This window comes from Aromatoleum toluvorans (assembly GCF_012910905.1).
In the GTDB taxonomy this organism is placed as follows: Bacteria; Pseudomonadota; Gammaproteobacteria; order Burkholderiales; family Rhodocyclaceae; genus Aromatoleum; species Aromatoleum toluvorans.
Genome location: NZ_WTVN01000025.1, coordinates 42,330 through 60,420, shown reverse-complemented (window position 1 = coordinate 60,420; position 18,091 = coordinate 42,330). Strand labels below are relative to the sequence as shown.

The window sequence follows — 18,091 nt, the reverse complement described above, 5'->3', positions numbered from 1 at the left end:
TTTTCATTCAGGGCTTCGATCATGACGGCTCGCATCATCGACGGCAACGCGCTTTCCGCGCGCGTGCGCGGCGAACTCGCCCAACGTGCGGCGCAACTCACCGCGCAAGGCGTGCAACCCTGCCTCGCGGTGATTCTGGTGGGCGACAACCCCGCGTCCGCGGTGTACGTGCGCAACAAGGTCTCCGGCTGCGAAAAGGCCGGCATCCGCTCGCTGCGCTTCGACTTCGCGGTCGACGTCGATGCGGCCCAGGTCATGACGAAGATCGCCGAACTCAACGCCGACCCGGCGGTGCACGGCATCCTCGTGCAGCTGCCGCTGCCGAAACAGTTCAACGAAGCCGAAGTCCTCGAGGCGATCTGCGTCGACAAGGACGTCGACGGCTTCCACGCCGAAAACGTCGGCCGCCTGTCGCAGGGCCAGGAAGCCTTCCTGCCCTGCACGCCGCACGGCGTCATGAAGATGCTCGAAGCGGAGAAGGTGCCGGTGCAGGGCGCCGAGGCCGTCATCATCGGCCGCTCGAACATCGTCGGCAAGCCGATGGCGATGCTGCTCACGAACGCCGGCGCGACCGTCACCGTCACCCACTCGAAGACGCGCGATCTTGCCTTCCACACCCGCCGCGCCGACATCCTCGTCGCCGCGATCGGCAAGCCGCGCTTCGTCACCGCCGACATGATCAAGCCCGGCGCCGTCGTCATCGACGTCGGCATCAACCGCCTGACCGAAGGCCCAGACGCCGGCAAGCTTTGCGGCGACGTGGATTTCGCTGCGGCGAAGGAAGTCGCCTCCGCGATCACGCCCGTGCCGGGCGGCGTCGGCCCGATGACCATCACCATGCTGCTCGCGAACACCGTCGAGTCGGCCGAACGCGCCCTGCGCAAGAAAGGTTAATGCGATGAGCGACAAACCCGTCGTCGGCATCATCATGGGATCGAACTCCGACTGGCCGACGATGCAGGCCGCGGCGAAGATCCTGAAGGAATTCGGCGTCCCCTACGAGGCGCGCGTCGTCTCCGCACACCGCACCCCGGACCTGATGTTCGCGTATGCGGACATGGCCCGCAGCCGCGGCCTCAAGGCGATCATCGCCGGCGCGGGCGGCGCTGCGCACCTGCCCGGCATGGTCGCGGCGAAGACCACCGTCCCCGTGCTGGGCGTGCCGGTGCAATCGAAGGCCCTGTCCGGCCAGGACTCGCTGCTTTCCATTGTGCAGATGCCCAAGGGCATCCCGGTCGCGACCTTCGCGATCGGCGAGGCGGGGGCCGCCAACGCCGGCCTCTTCGCCGTCTCGCTGCTGGCCAACGAGGATGCCACGCTCGCGAAGAAACTCGACGAATTCCGCGCCCGCCAGACCCAGGCGGTGCTCGACATGACGCTCGACGAGGTCTGAGATGATCCTGCCTCCCGCAACCCTGGGAATGCTCGGTGGCGGCCAACTCGGCCGCTTCTTCGTTTCTGCCGCCCACGAAATGGGCTACAAGGTCTGGGTGCTCGACCCCGACGCGAACAGCCCCGCGGGCCTGATCGCCGACCACCATATCGTCGCCGCCTACGATGATTACTCCGCGCTGGACGAGCTGGCGAACGGCTGCGCGGCGGTGACGACGGAATTCGAGAACGTGCCGGCGTCGACGCTCGACTACCTCGTGAAGTTCGTCCCGGTCCATCCGTCGGCCAGCGCCGTCGCGGTGTGCCAGAACCGCGTCGCGGAAAAGACCTTCCTGGCCGACAACGATCTCCCGCACGGTCCCTTCGCGGTGATCCGCCACGACGAGAACCTGCGCGATGCGGACGAAGCGCTGTTCCCGGCGGTGCTCAAGGTCGCCCGCTTCGGCTATGACGGCAAGGGACAGGCGCGCGTCGCCAACCGCGACGAGGCGCTGCACGCTTTCCACCAGTTCGGCGGCGAATCCTGCGTGCTCGAGAAGATGCTCAAGCTCGACAGCGAGATGTCGGTCGTGCTCGCGCGCGACGAGGCGGGCAACGTCCGCTGCTTCCCGCCCGGCGAGAACAGCCACCGCCACGGCATCCTCGACGTCACGATCATGCCGGCGCGCATCGAGCCGGTGCTCGCCGAGCGTGCGCGCGAAGTGGCGCAGACGATCGCGGAGCGCCTCGACTACGTCGGCACGCTGGGCGTCGAGTTCTTCGTCTGCGGCGGCCAGCTCTTCGTCAACGAGATGGCGCCGCGCCCGCACAACAGCGGCCATCACACCATCGACGCGTGCGTCACCAGCCAGTACGAACAGCAGGTCAAGGCCCTGTGCGGCCTGCCGCTCGGCGAGCCGCGCGCCCACAGCGCCGCGGTGATGGTGAACCTGCTCGGCGAGCTGTGGTACGACGCGGACGGCAACTACCGCGAACCGGATTGGTCCGTGCTGCAGGCCGTGCCGAACCTGCGCGTGCACCTGTACGCCAAGCACCACGCCCGCCCCGGCCGCAAGATGGGCCACTTCACCGTGATCGGCGCGGATGCGTCCGAGGTGCTCGCCACCGCGCTGCAGGCGCGTGCGGCGATCGGCATCCGCGATGACGCGCACTGATCGCGCGACGATGTCCGTCGCCGCGGACGAGATCCGGCGCGCCGCCGATCTGCTGCGCGCCGGCGAACTCGTCGGCATGCCGACCGAGACGGTGTATGGGCTCGCCGCCGATGCGCTGAACGTCGAAGCGGTGGGCAAGATCTTCAGCGCCAAGGGCCGGCCGGCGGATCACCCGCTGATCGTCCATCTGCCCGACGCCACGCACCTCGCACGCTGGGCGCGCGCCATCCCGAAGGACGCGCTCGCGCTCGCCAGGGCGTTCTGGCCCGGCCCGCTGACGCTCATCCTCAAGCGCGAGGACGGCGTTCCCGACGCCGTCACCGGCGGGCAGGACACGGTCGGCCTGCGCGTGCCCGACCATCCCGTCGCGCTCGCGCTGCTGCGCGCCTTCGATTCCGGCATCGCTGCCCCGTCCGCGAACCGCTTCGGCCGCATCAGCCCGACCACCGCAGCCCACGTGCGCGAGGAGCTCGGCGACAAGGTCGCGCTGGTCCTCGACGGCGGCCCGTGCCAGGTCGGCATCGAATCGACCATCCTCGACCTCTCGCGCGACACGCCCGTGATCCTGCGCCCCGGCGCGATCTCCGCCGACGACATCGCCCGCGTCATCGGCCGCCGGCCCGAAATGCGCAAGCCGCACGCGGAGGAGGGCGCCGCCCCGGCCGAGCCGGACCAGCCGCGCGTCTCCGGCTCGCTCGCCGCCCACTACGCGCCGCGCACGCCGCTGCAACTGATCCCCGCCGCCCGCCTCGCCGAAGAGGCCGCCACGCTGGCCGGCGAAGGCAGCCGCGTCGCGGTCCTCGCCCGCACCTGCGCCGATCCCAAGGATGCCCGCCTGACCTGGTGCAACGCCCCGAGCGATCCGGCCGGCTACGCCCACGGGCTCTACGCCAACCTGCGCGACCTCGACGCCTGTGGCGCAGATTTCATCGTCGTCGAGGGACTGCCCGAGACCCCCGACTGGCAAGCCATCACCGACCGCCTCGGCCGCGCGGCCGTGGGTTCGGGGGACGGCGAAGATCCGTTGCCCGAACGGGATGAAACCTGAGTGAAAAATCGGCCTTCCAAACCGGGAAAAGCCCCGCTATAATTCGCCGCTCTTGAGGGCCGATAGCTCAGCTGGGAGAGCGCTGCGTTCGCAATGCAGAGGTCGAGGGTTCGATCCCCTTTCGGTCCACCACGAACAAGTCCGGGATGTTCCGGAGAAAGCCGGGAAAGCCAATAAACAAAGGGCTTCCCGGCTTTTTTTCGTCCACGTTGTTCCGACTGAGCCATTGAAAGCCAGTGCCATGCCCCGGCTGCAGAGCCGAAGGGGATGCATTGGCACACATTCCAGTGACCGCGGGCAGAACATGATGCGCTGGTACAGATCGGGCTTGACAGCATGGCGGCCCAGTTGGGGATCGTGTTGGGCAAGCGTCGAAGACGCGCAACCTGGTTGAGAGGTGCCGACGCGCGCGCCTCATGTAGCCGCAACACATCGCCTGCGTTTTCTGCCGAGTTCCTGTGTGTCATGCATTTGGATTGTCCCTGGCGTTCCGGTAAATTACTGCACTTCCCCAGTAAAAGCGCCACGCAAGGGGAAAGCATGTCCACCGGCAAGACCGCCCACGCTGAGCTGTCGTATCTGGCCCGACCTGAAAGAGGCGCTGCGCGCCGCCGCCGAGCAGGAGCGCCGCAGCATCGCCGACATGGTGGAAGGGACGGTTCGGGAGTATTGCGGACGCACCGGCATAGCCATCGGCGAACGGGTTCCCCTGCCCGCAAGAAACCAAAAACCAGACCAGCTCCCCCGATAAGACAATCTTCATGGCCATCAAGAAATCCGACCTCTATTCTTCGATCTGGGCCTCGTGCGACGAACTGCGCGGCGGCATGGATGCCAGCCAGTACAAGGACTACGTCCTGTTCATGCTGTTCATCAAGTACGTGTCGGACAAGTACGCCGACTACGACGGCTTCGAGCCGCCGATCAACATCCCAAAGGGCGCGAGCTTCAAGGACATGGTCGCGCTCAAGGGCGACCCCGATATCGGCAACAAGATCAACACCGACATCATCCAGAAGCTGATCGAGGCGAACTCTTCGAGCAACAAGTTCGCTCGCACCGACTTCCCCGACTTCAACGACCCCAACAAGCTCGGCGATGGCCACGCGCGCGTCGAGCGCATCGGCAACCTGATCGCCATCTTCGAGAACCCCGCGCTCGACTTCTCACAGAACCGCGCCGAGCACGATGACATTCTCGGCGACGCCTACGAGTACCTGATGCGCCACTTCGCCAGCGAGAGCGGCAAGAGCAAGGGCCAGTTCTACACTCCGGCCGAAGTCAGCCGCGTCATCGCCAAGGTGCTCGGCATCTCGCCCGAGAACACGGTGGCCGCCACCACCGCCTACGACCCCACCTGCGGCTCGGGCTCGCTGCTGCTGAAAGTCGCCGCCGAGGCCGGCAAGCACATCACCCTCGAAGGGCAGGAGAAGGACAGCACCACCGCTGGTCTGGCGCGGATGAACATGATCCTGCACGACTTCCCCACAGCCAACATCGCCTCGGGCGGCGAAGGCACGCTGGTGAAGCCGCGCTTCCTCGACGGCGAACAACTGCGTACCTACGACTACGTCGTCGCCAATCCGCCGTTCTCCGACAAGACCTGGTCCACCGGCATGACCCTGGGCGAGAGCGGCGAGGGCGACCGCCACAAGCGCTTCGCGTGGGGCGTGCCGCCCAAGAAGCAGGGCGACTACGCCTACCTGCTGCATATCGTCCGCAGCATGAAGAGCACCGGCAAGGCCGCCTGCATCCTGCCGCACGGCGTGCTGTTCCGCGGCAATGCCGAGGCGGCCATCCGCCGGAACCTCGTCCGCTCCGGCATCCTCAAGGGCATCATCGGCCTGCCGGCCAACCTCTTCTACGGCACCGGCATTCCGGCCTGCATCCTCGTGCTCGACAAGGACAACGCCGCCGCCCGCAAGGGCATCTTCATGATCGATGCGTCGAAAGGCTTCCGCAAGGATGGCCCCAAGAACCGCCTGCGCGACCAGGACATCCACAAGATCGTCGACACCTTCCGCAAGCAGGACGAGAGCGACCCGCGCTATGCCCGAATGGTGGCGCTCGCCGAAATCGCCGACGCGAAGAACGACTACAACCTCAACCTGCCGCGCTATATCGACTCAAGCTCCCCCGAGGACCTGCAGGACATCGACGGCCACCTGCGCGGCGGCATCCCCGAGCGCGACCTCGATGCCCTCGGCGACTACTGGCAGCGCATGCCCGCCCTGCGCGCGGCGCTCTTCGCCTCCCTGCGCCCCGGCTACGCCCGCCTCAGACTGCCGCTCGCCGAGGTCAAGCCCGCGATCCTCGGCCACGCCGAGTTCACCGCCTTCCAGGCGCAGGTGAGCGGCCTCTTCGACCGCTGGCGCGCCGCCCATCGGCCGGCGATGGTAGGCTTCGGACAGGATGCGCACCCCAAGGAACTGATCGAGACCCTCTCCGAGAGCCTGCTCGCCGCCTTCGAGGCCGCGCCGCTGGTGCACGCCTACGACATCTACCAGCACCTGATGGACTACTGCGCCGAGACGCTGCATGACGACGCCTACCTGATCGCCGCCGTCGGCTGGCAGTCGGGCGCGAAGCCGCGCGAGATCCGGCAGGTGAAGAACAAGGAAGGCAAGCTCGTCTGGCCCGAAAAGGAGGACTACAGGCGCGGCAGGCGGCGTTTCAAGTCCGACCTCGTGCCCGCGGCGCTGGTCATCGACCGCTGGTTCGCCGCCGAGCGCGACGCCATCACCGCGCGGGAGGCCGAGCTGTCCGCCGTCGAGCAGCAGATGGACGAAATGCGCGAGGAACAGGGCGGCGAGGACGGGCTGCTCGCCGAGGTCATGGAAGGCGAGGGCGAGAAACAGAAGATCACCGCCAAGGCCGTGAAGGCGCGGCTCAAGGAGATCGGCAAGGACGCGGATGACGCCGAGGAGCGGGCGGCATTGACCGAGTACGCCGCCCTGCTCGACCGGCAGGCCGACACCAAGGCCCAGATCAAGGCCACGCAGGAGACACTCGAGGAAAAGCTCGACGCCAAATACGCCAAGCTCACCGAGGCCGAGGTGCAGATGCTGGTGGTGGACGACAAGTGGCTGGCGACGCTCGCCGCCGCAGTGCAGGGCGAGCTCGACCGCGTGTCGCAGACGCTCACGGGGCGCATCCGGCAGTTGGCGGAGCGCTACGCAACGCCCCTGCCGCACATTACGGCTGAACTGGAGGTGTTGGATGGCGAAGTCATGCAGCACCTCATGAGGATGGGATTCAGTCATGACCGCTAGCCACACTTCTCCTATGGTTTGGCCGCGTAAGTTGATTTCAGACCTGTTTGAGGTTCGGGCCGCCGGCGATATTGAATGGTCACGGTGGAATCGTGAGCAGGACGCCGAGCATCCGTTTCCAGTCTATGCGAACGGACGCGCTGATTCTGGACTTCATGGTTACGCCAGCTATGCGGTTGAAGAGGGCGATGCTGTTACTCTCACGGCTCGCGGAACGCCCGGTGAGCTCGGATTCGCATTTTTTCGAGCGTCTTCGTTTACACCGATTGGCCGTCTCTTGGTATTGCGGTCGAAGGGCGAAGCCGATGCTCGATTCTTCGCAAGCTACATAAATGGCGTCGTACGATTTGCACAGGAGAACACTGGAGTCGCACAACTTACCGCTCCACAAGTTACTCGTTGCCAAGTCGATGTCCCGCCGCTCCCTGAACAACGTGCCATCGCCGCCGCGCTGTCGGTTGTGGATACCCTGTTGGCCAAGCTCGACCAGCTGATCGCCAAGAAGCGCGACCTCAAACAGGCCGCCATTCAGCAACTCCTCACCGGCCAAACCCGCCTCCCCGGCTTCGAAGGCGATTGGGAGGTGAAGCGGCTTGATGAGCTTGGCACATGGAAAGGCGGAATGACACCGTCAATGCAAAATCCAGACTACTGGCATGGTGGAACCGTGCCATGGATTTCGTCGGGAGATGTGAAGTCGGTGCTCCTCAAGCAGACCGGCTTCTCCATCACTCCATTGGCAGTGAAACACGGCGCAACAACAATGCTGCCAACGAACTCAATCGTGCTCGTGACGCGAAGCGGGATACTCCGGAAGTATCTTCCAGTCGCTATGAACATCGTTCCGATGTCGATCAACCAGGACATCAAGGCGCTCATCCCGGCTCAGGGGTTCAGTTCTGCATTCCTGTTGCATGCTTTGATTGGGAGCGGCGATCAAATCCTGAAACAGTGCCTGAAGACGGGAACAACTGTTGAGAGCATCGAGTTTCGCTGGCTAAAAGCGTTCAAGATCCCTGTTCCACTTCGCGACGAACAAACCGCCATCGCCGCCGTCCTCTCCGAAATGGACGCCGAACTCGCCGCGCTCGAAGCCCGCCGCGACAAGACCCGTGCCCTCAAGCAGGCGATGATGCAGGAGCTGCTCACCGGCAGGACGAGGTTGATATGAGCACGACGACGCCCACGCCCGACCCGCAGCAGCTCGCCCTGGTGGCCGAGTTGCGGCGGCTGATCGACGGCGCCCGCCAGCGCGCGGCGGCGGCCGTCAATGCCGAGCTGACCCTGCTCTACTGGCAGGTGGGCGAGCGCATCCACCGCGACATCCTCGGCGGCCAGCGGGCCGGTTATGGCGAGGAGATCGTCGCCGCGCTGGGGCGGCAATTGAGCGCCGAATACGGACGGGGCTTTTCGGTCAAGAACCTGCACCACATGGTCCGCTTCGCCGAGGCGTTTCCGGAAGCGCAGATTGTCTCGACGCTGTCGAGACAATTGGCCTGGAGCCACTTTCTCGAGCTGATCTATCTGAAGGACCCGCTGGCCCGGGACTTCTATGCCCAGATGTGCGTGCAGGAAGGCTGGAGCGTGCGGCGCCTGCGCGAACGCAAGGACACGATGCTGTTCGAGCGCACCGCCCTGTCGCGCCAGCCGGAACAGCTGCTGACGGAGGAACTCGCCGCGCTGCGCGGCGGTGGCGACATCAGCCCGCCGCTGGTGTTGAAAGACCCCTACATCCTCGACTTCCTGGGCCTCAACGACCGCTATCTGGAAAAAGACCTCGAAGACGCCATCCTGCGCGAGATCGAGCAGTTCCTGCTGGAAATGGGCGCCGGCTTCACCTTCGTCGCCCGGCAGAAAAGGCTGCAGATCGACAACGACGACTTCTACATCGACCTGCTGTTCTACAACCGCAAGCTCAGGCGCCTGGTGGCCGTGGAGCTGAAGATCGGCGAGTTCCGCGCCGAGTACAAGGGCCAGATGGAGCTCTACCTGCGCTGGCTGGCCCGGCACGAACAGGAAGCCGACGAGAACTCGCCGCTGGGCATCATCCTGTGCACCGGCAAGAAGCAGGAGCAGATCGAGCTCCTGGAACTCGACAAGAGCGGCATCCACGTCGCCGAATACCTGACCGTGCTGCCCCCGCGCGAGGCCTTGCAGGCCAAGCTGCACCAGTCCGTCGCAGCGGCGCGGCAGCGCCTGTTGCAGGACAAGGGAGGAGACGAATGAGCGAGGCTGCACCCCGTTCCGAACGCACGACGCAGAACCGCGTCGTGGCGCTGTTCACCGACCCGGCACGGCCAGACGGCCTCGGCTACCGCTACCTCGGCGAATGGAGCAAGCGCGAGAACAACCGCGGCGTCGACACCGAACTGCTGCGCGCCAACCTGCTCGCGCGCGGCTACCCGGAGGCGCACGTCGCCGCTGCCGTGCACAAGCTGCTCGCCGCCGCCGACACCACCGGCATCACGCTCTATCAGGCCGCGCTGCGCTGCTACAAGCTGCTGCGCTACGGGGTGGAGGTGCAGGTGGCGGCCGGGCAGCCGCACGACACCGTGCATCTGATCGACTGGGCGCAGCCGGACAGGAACGATTTTGCGCTCGCCGAGGAGGTGACGCTCAAGGGCGGCCATGAACGTCGTCCCGACCTCGTGCTGTACCTCAACGGCATCGCTATCGCGGTCATCGAGCTCAAGCGCGGCTCGGTGCAGGTGGCCGACGGCATCCGCCAGCTCATCACCAACCAGGAAGTGATCTTCAACCTGCCGTTCTTCCCCACGGTGCAGCTGTTGCTGGCGGGCAACGACAGCCAGGGCCTGCGCTACGGCACGGTGACGACGCGCGAGGAGTTCTTTGTCGAGTGGAAGGCTGCCCCGGACAAGGTCGGCCTGGCCGAAGGCGCGCTGCTCGACCGGCCGCTGGCCGAGCTGTGCGACAAGGCGCGCCTGCTGGATCTGATGCGCCACTTCGTGCTCTTCGACAACGGCATCAAGAAGGTGCCGCGCCAGCATCAGTTCGCGGCGGTGAAGGCGGCGCAGGTGCGCCTCCGCCAACAGGAAGGCGGCGTCATCTGGCACACGCAGGGCAGCGGCAAGAGCATCCTGATGGTGTTGCTCGCCAAGTGGTTGCTGGAGCACGACCCGCAGGCGCGGATTCTGGTCGTCACCGACCGCGACGAGCTGGACAAGCAGATCGAGGGCGTGATGAAGAACGCAGGGGTGGTGGCCGAGGACGCCCCCAGCCCGCGCATCACCACGCGCGCGGAGTTCGTCGCCAAGCTCGGTGCCACCGCGCCGCGCCTCTTGTGTGCGCTGATCAATAAATTCGATCCGGCCGACCTGAAGGGTCCGCCGCCGCCCATCCACGGACGCTTCTACGTGTTCGTGGACGAATGCCACCGTACCCAGGGCGGCGACATGAACAAGCAGATGAAGCGCTGGCTGGAGGGGGCGATCTTCATCGGTTTCACCGGTACGCCGTTGTTGAAGAAGGACGACCGGAAACTCAGGACGCGCGACATCTTCGGCACCTACATCCACACCTACAAGTTCCACGAGGCGGTGGCGGACAAGGTAGTGCTCGACCTCAAGTACGAGGCGCGCGACGTGCCGCAGCGCATCACCTCGCCCGCGGCCATCGAAGCCTATTTCGAAAAGAAGACCAAAGCGCTGAATAACTTCCAGAAGGCGATCCTGCGCAAGCGCTGGGCGACGATGCAGGAGTTGATGAGCGCCGGCGAGCGCAAGCAGCGCATCATCCACAGCATCCTCGAGGACTTCGACCTCAAGCCGCGGCTCAACAACGACCGCGGCACGGCCATCCTGGTCGCTGCGAGCATCTACGACGCCTGCCACTACTTCCGGCTGTTGCAGAATACGAGCCTCGGCCCGCACTGCGGCATCGTCACTTCGTTCGATCCCAACCACAACGCCATCTCGCGCGAGCCGGCCAACAGCGACGAGCGCTACAAGTTCGACACCTACACCCGACACGTCCTGAAGAGCGGCCAGACCACCAAGGCCTACGAGGACGAGGTGAAGCGCCGCTTCATCGCGGAGCCGGCCAGCATGAAACTGCTGGTGGTGGTCAGCAAGCTGCTCACCGGCTTCGACGCGCCGAGCTGCAGCTACATCTACCTCGACAACGAGCTGCACGACCACAACCTGTTCCAGGCGATCTGCCGCACCAACCGCCTCGACGGCGACGACAAGGACTACGGTCATATCGTCGACTTCAAGGAGCTGTTCAAGGACGTGCAGCAGGCGATCGCGGTCTACAGCTCCGACGAGCTGGACATCGATGAGGGCAACGGCGGCAGCAACAACGTCGAGCTGAAGGACTGGCTGAAGGAGGGCAGGAAGCAGCTCGACGCCGCGCGCGAGGCGCTGCGCTACCTGTGCGAGCCCGTGCCCCTGCCGCGCGAGATCGAGCAGTTCCTGCACTACTTCTGCGGCGATGCCGCCAATCCGCAGGCCCTGAACGACAGCGAGCCGCTGCGCATCACGTTCTACAAGGCGGTGGCGACCTTCGTTCGCACCTACGCCGAGCTCGCGCAGGATCTGGCGGCGGCAGGCTACAGCGATGCCGAGGCGACAGCGTTGGCGAAGGACGTGGAGTTCTACGGCGACACGCGCAACGCCATCAAGAAGCACTCCGGGGAGGAGCTGGACATCAAGCCCTGCGAGGCCGACATGCGGCACCTGCTCAACACCTACGTGCAGGCCGATCCGGCGGACCCGCTGGGCGACCTGGATTCGCTGTCGCTAACCGACCTTATCATCAAGACCGGCATCCACGACGCCATCGCGCGCAAGCTCAACGAAAAGGGCAGGCTGACGCGCAACGCGATCGCCGAAGGGATCATCAACAACGTCCGCAAGACCATCATCCGCGAGCAGCTCACCGATCCGCGCTTCTACGCGGAGATGTCGAAGCTGCTGCTGGATTTGATCAAGCAGTCGCGCGATGACGCGGCGGCCTATGAGCAGTTCCTGAGGGGCGCCGAGGCGCTGGTGAAGCGGTTGGCGCAGAAGCACAGCGTGGCCGGCGTGCCGGCGATCCTTCACGGACACCCGGAGGCGATCGTGCTCTACCGCAACCTGCCGGATGTCCTGCCGCCGCGCGATCATGCCACGGAACCTGCAGCGCCCTATGGCGACGAACGCGCTTTCCTGGCGCTGGCGATCGACCGCGCGATGCGCGAGCACGCGCCGGCCGGATGGAAGGGCGACCCCGCGCGCGAGGCGCAGGTACTCAACGCGCTGTTCCCGGTCATGCGCAGGAACCGCGATGCAACCCGCGCTATCTTTGAGATCATCAAGCAGCAGCCGGGCTACGCATGACCGAGACGATCCGGTTGGGCGACATCGAGATTTCGGTGACCCGCAAGGCGATCAAGAACGTGCACCTGTCGGTCCATCCGCCGGGCGGGCGCGTGACGCTGGTTGCCCCCACCGGAACGCGGCTGGAAGTGGCGCGCGCCTTCGCCATCACCAAGCTCGGCTGGATTCGTGAACAGCAGTCGCGTTTGCGTGAGCAGGCGCGCGAGGCGCCGCGCCAGTTCGTCGAGCGGGAAACCCATCATCTCTGGGGCAGACGCTATCTGATGAGCGTCCGCTACGAGGATGCCAAACCATCGGTCGCGCTCGACCATCGCCGCATCACGCTGACGGTGCGGCCTGGCGCGAGTTCTGCGAAGCGGGCTGAGGTCGTCCATCAATGGCACAAGTCCTTGCTGCACGCTCTTGTGCCGGTCCTCATCGACAAGTGGGAGAAGAGGCTGGGCGTCAAAGTGAGCGGCTATTTCCTGCAGCGGATGAAGACCAAGTGGGGAAGCTGCAATCACCGCGCCGGCCATATCAGGCTGAACACGGAGCTGGTGAAGAAGCCGCGGGACTTGCTGGAGTATGTCGTGGTGCATGAGATGGTGCACCTGCTGGAGCCTACGCACAGCGACCGCTTCGTCGCCATTCTTTCCGAGCACTACCCGTGCTGGCGCGAAGCGCGCGCAGAACTCAACGAGTTACCCCTGACGGCGGAACGCTGGCAGGAGTAGGGTAAAAATCGAGGTGTCGGCGTGCGACGGTTGACGCCGGCAGGACGGCGGACATGAGGCAATTCTCTCGTTACATCGGCATCGACTACTCGGGCGCGGAAACGCCCAATGCCAGTCTGAAGGGCTTGCGGGTCTATCAGGCGAGCGCCGACACTGCGGCGGGCGAGGTGCCTCCCCCGCCCAGTCCGCGCAAATACTGGACGCGCCGCGGCATCGCCGAATGGCTCGCGGAGTGCTTGGCGGAGGATGTGCCGACGCTGGTCGGTATCGACCACTGCTTTTCCTTCCCGCTGCGCTATTTCGAGCGCCATCACTTGCCGCCTGACTGGGACGAGTTCCTCTATGATTTTCAGCGCCATTGGCCGACGGACGCCGAACACATGTACGTGGAGTTCATCCGCGACGGACTGCACGGTAACGGCGCGGCGCGGGGCGGCAATTCGCGCTGGCGGCGCCTGTGCGAGGAGCGCTGCAAGGCGAAGTCCGTATTCCATTTCGACGTGCAGGGCTCGGTGGCGAAGTCCAGCCATGCTGGCATCCCTTGGCTGCGCTACCTGCGCCGGCAACTTGGCGGGCGACTGCATTTCTGGCCCTTCGACGGCTGGGAGATTCCCGCTGGGCGCTCGGCGGTGGCGGAGGTCTATCCGTCCTTGTGGAGGCACGCCTACGCCCCAGATGGCCGTACGCCGGACCAGCACGACGCCTATGTCGTGGCGAGCTGGTTGCGCGAAGCGGATCGGGATGGCCGACTTCAGACGGCGCTGATGCCGACATTGTCGCCACCGCAGGTGGCAGTCGCGAAGATCGAGGGATGGATTCTGGGCGTTGGCTGAGGAGTAGTCGCTCGTACCCGTTGATCGTTTGGAGGAGCGTATCGGCTTCAGTACTACTCGGGGCGGGCGGGCGCCCCCGGTTTCACCATGTTCGGCTACTTGCCGCCTTCGAAGATTCGGCTCTATTCTTCAAAGTGTCATCGAGTGTTCGCCGAACGATCGCCAAGTGTTCGCCTGATTGTCGCTGAAGGTCGAGCCGTCCCCGCGTTGGGGATGGTGTCCGACCGGCCGCGCCAAGCGCCGTCTTATGCCTGCGCCGGGGCGGAAAGTTTCAGGGTGAGACGGCAGGGGCTTGGGGGTATGTCTGGGGGTATCGTGAGACGTTGGCTTGATTCTGCCCTTGTGAATAAAGGGCTGTATGGGTGAGTTCGATAGCCTTTCGGACCACGAATTCCGTTAAGGACCAGTAAGTTACGTAAAGTGACCTACTGGTCCTTTTCTCTTTCTACCCTTCGCGGTCTCCTCTCCCGGTGCTCGCTAGCCCGCTGACGGTGGCCGGCATCGACATTGGCGGTGCCCGGAAGGGCCGCCACCTCGTCGTCCTGCGCGGTACCGAGATCCTCTGCAATATCCGCAGCGGCGAGCCCGAACATCTGGCACCGCACGTGCGATGAGCTGGGTGTGATGGCAGTCGGCATCGACTCGCCCTGCCGGTGGGGGCACGCGCAATCGGGCCGGCTGGCGGAAAAGGCCCAGCATGTGCTCGCTGGTCAAAGCAAGGCATACGGGGATACGGAGTGCGGCTACATTTTCGTTCCCGCTCGGTCGTAAGGGGCTCGAGCTTCCTGCCGGGCTCGTGCCGGATAGGTCGGTCGATCAGCAATGATTGCAATGATTGCGACGTGAGCTAAAATGCAAGCATTGTAATCATGAGGGCGACACCATGGCGACCAACCTAATTGTTCGCAACATCGGGCCCGAAATCGCCCAGGCCTTGAAGGAGGCGGCGGCGCGGCATGGACGCAGTGCCGAAGCGGAACACCGCGAAATCCTGCGGGCGGCTCTGGCCCGTCCGGCGCGCCGGACGTTCAAGGAAGTGCTGGCTGCCATGCCGGATGTCGGAACCGACGAAGACTTCAACTTCCGGCGGGCCTGATGTACCTGCTCGACACCAACGTCATCAGCGAACTGCGCAAAGGCGGGCGGGCCAATCCGGGCGTGGCCGCCTTTTTCGCGACCCTGACCGCGGACGACATCTATCTGTCGGTGGTGACCATCGGCGAGATTCGCCGCGGGCTGGAGAACGTTCGTGGCCGAGGAGACCGGGAGCAGGCCGAGCGGCTCGAGGCCTGGCTGGATGCGGTGGTCGCCGACTACTCGGACCGTATTCTGGGCTTCGACCTCGACTGCGCGCAGGTTTGGGGCAGGCTCATGTCACCCAGCCCCCAGCGCCCGATCGACAAGCAGATTGCTGCCATCGCCCTCATCTACGATCTGACGGTTGTCACGCGTAACACGGAAGATTTCAAGTCGACCGGGGTGCGCAGCGTGAATCCGTTCAGCGAATCCTCGAAAACTGCCTGAGACGTAGGAGATATTTTTCGGCCGCGAATTGCTTTATTCCGTGCCGTTTGGCCAAGATATGGTTTCCGGCCTCGGGGCATGCACCGCGGGCCACGCCCTGCTGCAATCAATCCACCCAACCGCCTGCCTGGACGCAAGTGAACGCGATGACAACACCCCAGCCCAACAATCCGCTGCACGGCCTCACGCTGGAGCGGATCCTGACCGAACTGGTGACGCGCTTCGGCTGGGCGGCGCTCGGGCGGCGGATCGACATTCGCTGCTTCAACCACGAACCGAGCCTCGGTTCGAGCCTCAAGTTCCTGCGCCGTACGCCGTGGGCACGCGAACAGGTGGAGGCGCTGTATCTTGACACGCTGCGCGCCGCCTCCGGGCCGGCGGCGGCGGCGACCGACGGCAAGGCGCCGAGGCGCGGATCCAATACGTGAAGACCCCGAGCAGAAACGAACCGCTGGCGGTCGACGATCTTGTCGAGCGTCAGCCCGAGCGTGCGCTCACCGGGGTCTTCAGGGTGGCAATCGGCCGTGTCGATGTGGATGAAGTCATGCAGATCAATGTGGCACGCAAGGAAGAGGCCGCGCGCCAGCGGGCAGGGCGGCGCTTGCCGACGCCTGAACCGCAAGGTGGACGCCGATGCGCTCCCACCTGACCGTCTCGCCCGATGACGTCGAGATCACCGCCATCCGCGCCCAGGGCGCGGGCGGGCAGAACGTCAATAAAGTGTCGAACGCAGTGCATCTGCGCTTCGACATCGCGGCCTCGTCCCTGCCGGAGGACATCCGGGCGCGGCTGCTGCAGCTTGGCGACCAGCGCATCAGCAAGGACGGGGTCGTGATCATCAAGGCGCAGAAATTCCGCAGCCTGGAGAAAAACCGGGCGGAGGCGCTGCGGCGGCTGGAGGAGCTGATCAACCGCGTTGCGGCACCGCCCAAGGCGCGCCGCGCCACCCGGCCGACGCGCGCCTCCGTTGCCCGGCGCCTGGAGGGCAAGGCGCGGCGGGCATCGGTGAAGGCGGGGCGAGGAAAGGTGGACGAGTAGGGCGTAGGCCTGGCCGATGGCGCATGCGGGGGCGTCGCCGCAAGCGATGAGGAATCAGGCTGCGTCGAGCAGCTTCGTGCATTCGGCCATCAGCGTGCGGGCCAGGTCGGAGTCGTACCTGGGGTCGAGCGCCTCCATCATCTCGTGCGCGGTCTGTAACCCCGCCTCGCGCGACAGCGAGCCGGCAATCTGGCGGGCGAACTGGTCGCTCAGATCCGACAGGTGGCGTCGATCTGCCAGCGGGAGACTGCGCCCGCTGCGGCCGAGCCAATCTGCGACGAGACTCGTACCCTGCGCCGCGGTAGGCCATTGGCCGTGCGCATAGAAAACCGACAGGCGCTCGGCCGTCAGGGCAAAGAGCAGCGCGGCGCGCGTGCCGCGGCTGTCGGCAGGTGGAGCGGTAGGGGCCGGCGGGCGCATTGGTGTGCTTCGTGCGGAAAATCGTACCGTAGCACGGACAGTGCTTGCCGTTGGATCGGACGTGTTGCGAACGGCGTTCCGCACCTCCGGTGCTCACGGGGCTTGATGGCCCGCCGGCCGGTGTCGCCGAAAGGCTTTCCAGAGCGCCAGGTCGTACGCGATTTTCAGCACCCCGCAGGCCACCAGGGGGGCGGCAAACCAGCCTGCGGCAAAGAGCGCGCCGCCAATGGTCGGGCTCACCGCCGAGGCAAGACTCCGGGGCACGGCGGTATAGCTTGCCGCCGCGGCCCGCTCGCCGGGCGTTACGACCTCCATCACGAAGGCGCTGCGCACCGGTACGTCCATTTGCGACAGCAGCGCGCGAACGAAGAGCAAGGCCATTGCCAGATGGACGTCCGGAACGAACGCTGCCGCGATCAGACAGAGGCTGGCCGGGATGTGGGTGAAGACCATGGTATTTACGAGGCCGATGCGTTGAGCGACCCTGGGTGCAATAAGCTGGGACAGTGCGGACAACAGCCCCGACCAGAAGAAGAATTGCCCGGCCGCGGTGAGGGAGAGGTCGAAGCGTTGCAGGAACCACAGCGTCATCAGCGCGTTGATGGCGAGGCCGCCGGCGAACGCGTCTACGGAGAACAGCGCCGCCAGACGGATCACGACGTGCCGCGATTCGCGTAGAGGTGTCGCCGCAACAGCTTCGGCTTCGTGCGCCGGGGCGGGCAGCCGCTGATAGAGCAGCCAGACCACGCCACCCACCACACCGTACGCGGCAAACATGAGCCGGAAGGCCTCCAGCCGCCCGAGTCCCAGCGTGTCGTTCAGCCATTCCGGGGCCCCCGAGGACAGGGCCCCGAGTGCGGCAAACAGCGCCCCCAGCAACGAATAGCGGGCGAACACGGCGGTCCGCGCGGCACCTTGAGCCGATTCCGCCAGACGTGCATGCTCCAGCGGCAGGAACACGCTGACATCGCCGGAGCTCGGATTCAGGGTACCGACGAACGCCACCAGCAGCAGGGGCCAGAACGCCGAGAACGTGGCGAAGGACAGGCCGGTGCCCAGCATGAGCAACGCGGCGCCCAGCAGAAGACGCCGGTGATGGAAGCGATGGCCCCATGAACCCACTGCCAGCGTCGCAAATGCCGACCCCAGCAAGGTAGCCGTGCTCAGGATGCCCACGTCCAGCGTCCCGAAACCCAGGGCCAGCAGGTAGGCGGGCAGCAGGAGCGCCATGTAGCCGTCCGCGAACGCGCGCAGGGCCTTGCCGGTCAGGAGCGGCAACGCGGCGCCATCGACGCCCGCGGGCAACAGCCACCGACCGAGCATCACCGGGCCCACGGCAAGGTCATCACAAGGAGGCC

General features: G+C 65.5%; 17 protein-coding genes and 1 tRNA gene. 16 read left to right on the top strand and 2 right to left on the bottom strand.

Translation table 11 applies throughout. The features are described from left to right. Window positions 1-21 precede the first annotated feature (21 nt). The 16 genes from folD to arfB all read left to right on the top strand — a co-directional run bounded on the left by folD (window position 22) and on the right by arfB (window position 16,313). Window positions 22-894, top strand: a complete 873-nt coding sequence (gene folD, locus GPA22_RS15670) for a bifunctional methylenetetrahydrofolate dehydrogenase/methenyltetrahydrofolate cyclohydrolase FolD (protein ID WP_169256996.1) — start codon at window positions 22-24, stop codon at window positions 892-894. Between the two features lie 4 nt (window positions 895-898). Beyond that, the gene (gene purE / locus GPA22_RS15665; protein WP_169256995.1) at window positions 899-1,393 is read left to right on the top strand and encodes a 5-(carboxyamino)imidazole ribonucleotide mutase; all 495 of its coding nucleotides are present in this window, start codon (window positions 899-901) and stop codon (window positions 1,391-1,393) included. Between the two features lies 1 nt (window position 1,394). Continuing rightward, window positions 1,395-2,546 (top strand): 5-(carboxyamino)imidazole ribonucleotide synthase, encoded by a 1,152-nt coding sequence (locus tag GPA22_RS15660; protein WP_169256994.1) that lies wholly within the window; start codon window positions 1,395-1,397, stop codon window positions 2,544-2,546. Next, entirely contained in the window at window positions 2,533-3,594 is a 1,062-nt protein-coding gene (locus tag GPA22_RS15655; protein ID WP_211169157.1) for an L-threonylcarbamoyladenylate synthase, read from the top strand. The genes GPA22_RS15660 and GPA22_RS15655 overlap by 14 nt, the downstream gene beginning before the upstream one ends. Window positions 3,595-3,650: 56 nt before the next feature. Further along, window positions 3,651-3,726 (top strand) — tRNA-Ala (locus GPA22_RS15650). A 629-nt stretch (window positions 3,727-4,355) separates the two neighbouring features. After that, entirely contained in the window at window positions 4,356-6,866 is a 2,511-nt protein-coding gene (locus GPA22_RS15645; protein ID WP_169256993.1) for a type I restriction-modification system subunit M, read from the top strand. Further along, window positions 6,856-8,037: a restriction endonuclease subunit S gene (locus tag GPA22_RS15640; RefSeq protein ID WP_169256992.1), complete on the top strand. Its 1,182-nt coding sequence runs from the start codon at window positions 6,856-6,858 to the stop codon at window positions 8,035-8,037. Before GPA22_RS15645 ends, GPA22_RS15640 begins: the two co-directional genes overlap by 11 nt. After that, window positions 8,034-9,092, top strand: coding sequence for a PDDEXK nuclease domain-containing protein (locus GPA22_RS15635; protein ID WP_169256991.1), 1,059 nt, complete (start codon window positions 8,034-8,036; stop codon window positions 9,090-9,092). Before GPA22_RS15640 ends, GPA22_RS15635 begins: the two co-directional genes overlap by 4 nt. Next, a complete protein-coding gene (locus GPA22_RS15630) occupies window positions 9,089-12,205 on the top strand; it encodes a type I restriction endonuclease subunit R (protein WP_169256990.1) in 3,117 nt (1,038 codons plus the stop codon). The genes GPA22_RS15635 and GPA22_RS15630 overlap by 4 nt, the downstream gene beginning before the upstream one ends. Beyond that, on the top strand, window positions 12,202-12,918 hold the full coding sequence (locus GPA22_RS15625; RefSeq protein ID WP_169256989.1) for a M48 family metallopeptidase: 717 nt from the start codon (window positions 12,202-12,204) through the stop codon (window positions 12,916-12,918). The genes GPA22_RS15630 and GPA22_RS15625 overlap by 4 nt, the downstream gene beginning before the upstream one ends. Window positions 12,919-12,971: 53 nt before the next feature. Further along, window positions 12,972-13,751 carry a hypothetical protein gene (locus GPA22_RS15620; RefSeq protein ID WP_169256988.1) on the top strand — a complete coding sequence of 260 codons (780 nt, stop codon included), beginning with the start codon at window positions 12,972-12,974 and terminating at the stop codon, window positions 13,749-13,751. An 883-nt stretch (window positions 13,752-14,634) separates the two neighbouring features. Further along, the gene (locus GPA22_RS15615; protein WP_169256987.1) at window positions 14,635-14,847 is read left to right on the top strand and encodes a FitA-like ribbon-helix-helix domain-containing protein; all 213 of its coding nucleotides are present in this window, start codon (window positions 14,635-14,637) and stop codon (window positions 14,845-14,847) included. Beyond that, window positions 14,847-15,275 (top strand): type II toxin-antitoxin system VapC family toxin, encoded by a 429-nt coding sequence (locus tag GPA22_RS15610; RefSeq protein WP_169256986.1) that lies wholly within the window; start codon window positions 14,847-14,849, stop codon window positions 15,273-15,275. Before GPA22_RS15615 ends, GPA22_RS15610 begins: the two co-directional genes overlap by 1 nt. A 146-nt stretch (window positions 15,276-15,421) precedes the next feature. Further along, complete coding sequence (locus GPA22_RS15605; protein ID WP_169256985.1) at window positions 15,422-15,703, top strand: VF530 family protein; 282 nt, start codon at window positions 15,422-15,424, stop codon at window positions 15,701-15,703. Next, window positions 15,700-15,924 carry a hypothetical protein gene (locus GPA22_RS15600; protein WP_169256984.1) on the top strand — a complete coding sequence of 75 codons (225 nt, stop codon included), beginning with the start codon at window positions 15,700-15,702 and terminating at the stop codon, window positions 15,922-15,924. Before GPA22_RS15605 ends, GPA22_RS15600 begins: the two co-directional genes overlap by 4 nt. Next, on the top strand, window positions 15,909-16,313 hold the full coding sequence (arfB, locus tag GPA22_RS15595) for an alternative ribosome rescue aminoacyl-tRNA hydrolase ArfB (protein WP_169256983.1): 405 nt from the start codon (window positions 15,909-15,911) through the stop codon (window positions 16,311-16,313). Before GPA22_RS15600 ends, arfB begins: the two co-directional genes overlap by 16 nt. Window positions 16,314-16,367: 54 nt before the next feature. Here the strand turns inward: arfB and GPA22_RS15590 are convergent, their stop codons facing one another. Continuing rightward, the gene (locus tag GPA22_RS15590) at window positions 16,368-16,733 is read right to left on the bottom strand and encodes a hypothetical protein (protein WP_169256982.1); all 366 of its coding nucleotides are present in this window, start codon (window positions 16,731-16,733) and stop codon (window positions 16,368-16,370) included. Between the two features lie 93 nt (window positions 16,734-16,826). Beyond that, on the bottom strand, window positions 16,827-18,068 hold the full coding sequence (locus tag GPA22_RS15585; protein ID WP_343036062.1) for an MFS transporter: 1,242 nt from the start codon (window positions 18,066-18,068) through the stop codon (window positions 16,827-16,829). Between the last annotated feature and the right edge of the window lie 23 nt (window positions 18,069-18,091).

Bases quoted from the DNA above. Each gene is read 5' to 3' on its own strand.
- GPA22_RS15630 (WP_169256990.1), top strand. From the start codon at position 9,089: ATGAGCGAGGCTGCACCCCGTTCCGAACGCACGACGCAGAACCGCGTC.
- GPA22_RS15620 (WP_169256988.1), top strand. From the start codon at position 12,972: ATGAGGCAATTCTCTCGTTACATCGGCATCGACTACTCGGGCGCGGAA.
- GPA22_RS15625 (WP_169256989.1), top strand. From the start codon at position 12,202: ATGACCGAGACGATCCGGTTGGGCGACATCGAGATTTCGGTGACCCGC.
- GPA22_RS15640 (WP_169256992.1), top strand. From the start codon at position 6,856: ATGACCGCTAGCCACACTTCTCCTATGGTTTGGCCGCGTAAGTTGATT.
- folD (WP_169256996.1), top strand. From the start codon at position 22: ATGACGGCTCGCATCATCGACGGCAACGCGCTTTCCGCGCGCGTGCGC.
- GPA22_RS15645 (WP_169256993.1), top strand. From the start codon at position 4,356: ATGGCCATCAAGAAATCCGACCTCTATTCTTCGATCTGGGCCTCGTGC.
- arfB (WP_169256983.1), top strand. From the start codon at position 15,909: ATGCGCTCCCACCTGACCGTCTCGCCCGATGACGTCGAGATCACCGCC.
- GPA22_RS15610 (WP_169256986.1), top strand. From the start codon at position 14,847: ATGTACCTGCTCGACACCAACGTCATCAGCGAACTGCGCAAAGGCGGG.
- GPA22_RS15590 (WP_169256982.1), bottom strand. From the start codon at position 16,733: ATGCGCCCGCCGGCCCCTACCGCTCCACCTGCCGACAGCCGCGGCACG.
- GPA22_RS15605 (WP_169256985.1), top strand. From the start codon at position 15,422: ATGACAACACCCCAGCCCAACAATCCGCTGCACGGCCTCACGCTGGAG.
- GPA22_RS15635 (WP_169256991.1), top strand. From the start codon at position 8,034: ATGAGCACGACGACGCCCACGCCCGACCCGCAGCAGCTCGCCCTGGTG.
- GPA22_RS15660 (WP_169256994.1), top strand. From the start codon at position 1,395: ATGATCCTGCCTCCCGCAACCCTGGGAATGCTCGGTGGCGGCCAACTC.
- GPA22_RS15655 (WP_211169157.1), top strand. From the start codon at position 2,533: ATGACGCGCACTGATCGCGCGACGATGTCCGTCGCCGCGGACGAGATC.
- purE (WP_169256995.1), top strand. From the start codon at position 899: ATGAGCGACAAACCCGTCGTCGGCATCATCATGGGATCGAACTCCGAC.
- GPA22_RS15615 (WP_169256987.1), top strand. From the start codon at position 14,635: ATGGCGACCAACCTAATTGTTCGCAACATCGGGCCCGAAATCGCCCAG.